Here is a 2,753-nt window from a genome sequence, read left to right on the forward strand (position 1 = left end):
GCCCAGCCAGGGCCAGGGCCGGCACCAGCAGGGCCCGCATCGCGCGTGCCGGCAGCGGCATCAGGCCGAAGCCTGGGGCCGGTCTGCCGGGGCGCGGGCAAAGCTCTTGTCCGGCTCTGCCTGCATGTGGAACACCAATGTGCCGCCGGCCGCCAGTTCGGCATGGCGTAGCCATGACCGCGTCAGCGGCTGGCCGTTCCATTCCACCTTGCCATAATAGGGGCGATCCGGCCCCTGGCCGCGCGCCTCGATCACCAGCTCGCGCCCCCCGCCCACGCGCACCCGCGCGCTGTCGAATAGCGGGCTGCCCAGCACATAGACCGCGCTGACCGGATCGACCGGGTAAAAACCCAATGCCGAGAGGATGAACCACGCGCTCATCTGCCCGCAATCGTCATTGCCGATGATGCCATCGGGCTTGGCGGTGTACATCGTCGTCAGCAGGCGGCGCACCAGCCGTTGCGTCTTCCAGTGCGCGCCACACCAGGCATAGAGATAGGCCACGTGGTGCGAGGGTTCGTTGCCGTGGGCATATTGGCCCAGCATGCCCGAGATATCGGGCGGCGCGCCCTTGGGCAGGGTGGAGGGCGCTGAAAACAGCGCGTCGAGCTTGGCCTCGAACGCGGCGTCGCCGCCCATCGCCGCCATCAGGCCGGGCACGTCATGCTGGTTGAGGAAGGTGGCCTGCCAGCCATTGCTTTCGGTATAGTCGCGCCACTTGGACGAATGGCCCAGCTGCACCGGGTCATAGGGGCTGGTCCAGGTGCCATCGGCCAGGCGCGGGCGGGCAAAGCCCACACTGGCATCGAACACGTTGCGCCAGTTGCCGCTGCGCTTTTCGAGGTGGGCGGCATCCTGCGTGGCGCCGGCCGCGCGCGCGATCTTGGCTGCGGCGTAATCGTCATAGCTGTATTCCAGCGTGCGGCTGACGCTTTCGAACACCAGGTCTGCCGGCACATAGCCCAGCTGATCGTAAAACGGGATGCCCAGCGAATTGTCGAGCGTGGGCGTGGTGAAATCCAGCGCGCGGCGGCGGATGCCCGGCCAGGCGGCGGCATAATCGGCGGGGATGCCCTTGGCCATCGCCTCGGCCAGCACCGGCACGGCGTGCCAGCCGATCATGCAGCCGGTTTCCACGCCCTGCAGCGGCCAGACCGGCGGGCCATAGGGGCTTTGCTGCGTCTGGCGGATGAGATCGGCCATCATCACCGCAGCATGATCGGGGCGGATCAGCGTCTGCAACGGATGGAACGCGCGATAGGTATCCCACAGCGAATAGGCGCTATAGGCCGCCTCGCCTTTCGCCAGGGTGTGCACCTGGCGATCGAGGCCGATCGTGCGCCCATCCACGTCGCTGAGCAGCGTGGGGCCCAGCGCGGCGTGGTATTGCGCGGTGGCCATGATGGTCTGCTGCGCGGGGGTGCCGCCGCGCACCGTGATGCGCGCCAGTTCGCCATCCCAGGCGGCCTGGGCGGCGCGGGCATAGGTGTCGAAATCGAAATGCGGCGCTTCGGCTGCCAGGTTGGCGCGGGCGCCGGCCACGTCCACCGCCGAAATGCCGGTGCGGATCACGATCGGCGCGCTGCCGGCATCGGGGAACCAGGCCACGGCCTTGAGCCGCTTGCCGCTGATGGCATGGGTGGCGCCTGCCTCGGCGGCAGGGGCCGGGGCGTTGTCGTCGCCATAGAAGTCGACGCGTGCGGGCGGCCGGGAGAACTGCATCGCGAAAAAGATCTCGCGCCCCTTGGCCCAGCGCCACACCCGGCGCCGGCCCACCAGCGTGCCATCGGGCAGCCATTCCAGCGCAGCGGCATCGATCAGCGGCGGATAATCGGAACTGTCGAGCACCAGGTGCGACAGGTCGATCAGCACATGGCCTTCGCCCGCCGGAAAGGCATGGCGCTGCACGCCGGTGAGCAAGGTGGCGGTCAATTCGCTGGTGACGCCGTTTTCCAGCGCCACGCGGTAATAGCCGGGCCGGGCTTCCTCCTGGGTATAGCGCAGGCGATAGCCGGAGGCGGCAGGGTTCTGCTTGGCCGGATCGAGCGGGCCGGGATCGAGCCGCACCGGCCCACGCGCCGGCAGCACCAGCACGTCGAGCATGTCACCAATGCCGGTGCCCGACAGATGGGTGTGCGAAAAGCCCAGCAGCGAGGGATCGCCGTGGTGATAGCCCGAACAGGTATCCCACCGCGCGGTGTCGGTATCCGGGCTCACCTGCACCATGCCGAACGGCATGCTGGCGCCGGGGAAAGTGTGACCATCGCCGCCCGTGCCGATGAACAGATCGGGCTGTCCTGCCGTGGTGCGCCCAGGGCTGCGGCGCGTGGCGGCCAGGGCGGGCGTTCCAGCGGCGGCGGCCAGGGCCATGTGGCAGGAGGCGCGAAGAAGACTGCGGCGGGCAAGTGCGATCATGGCTGGCTCCTGGCTGGGCGGTGCCGTCTGGACATGACAACGCCTGCCGGAGCGGTGCATCCGGCAGGCATTGCGGTTGGCGCATGGCAAGGGAGGAAACATGCCATGCGCCGATAGGGTTTGCCGTGTCCGCTCAATAGGCGAACTGCAGGGTAGCGGCAAACACGCGACCGTTCTTGTAGAAGGCGGTCGGCGCGTTCTTGGTGCCGCTGTAGGAGTAGTAGGTGGAGTCCAGCAGGTTCTGGGCATTGGCCTGAACCGTCAGGTTTTCGGTGATCTTGTACCCGATCGAGGCGTCGAGCTGGTGATAGCCAGCGGTCTTGTCCACCGAGTTCAGA

At 67.9% G+C, this 2,753-nt stretch carries 2 protein-coding genes; both read right to left on the minus strand.

Annotation, left to right across the window (positions count from 1 at the left end):
- Positions 1–60 precede the first annotated feature (60 nt).
- A complete protein-coding gene (locus H926_RS0112955) occupies positions 61–2,415 on the minus strand; it encodes a GH92 family glycosyl hydrolase (RefSeq protein ID WP_022676689.1) in 2,355 nt (784 codons plus the stop codon).
- Positions 2,416–2,548: 133 nt separating this feature from the next.
- A partial coding sequence (locus tag H926_RS33320; RefSeq protein ID WP_158441984.1) for a TonB-dependent receptor occupies positions 2,549–2,753 on the minus strand: 205 nt, incomplete at its 5' end.

Origin of the sequence: Novosphingobium sp. B-7, from assembly GCF_000410615.1 — a bacterium.
Classification (GTDB): domain Bacteria; phylum Pseudomonadota; class Alphaproteobacteria; order Sphingomonadales; family Sphingomonadaceae; genus Novosphingobium; species Novosphingobium capsulatum.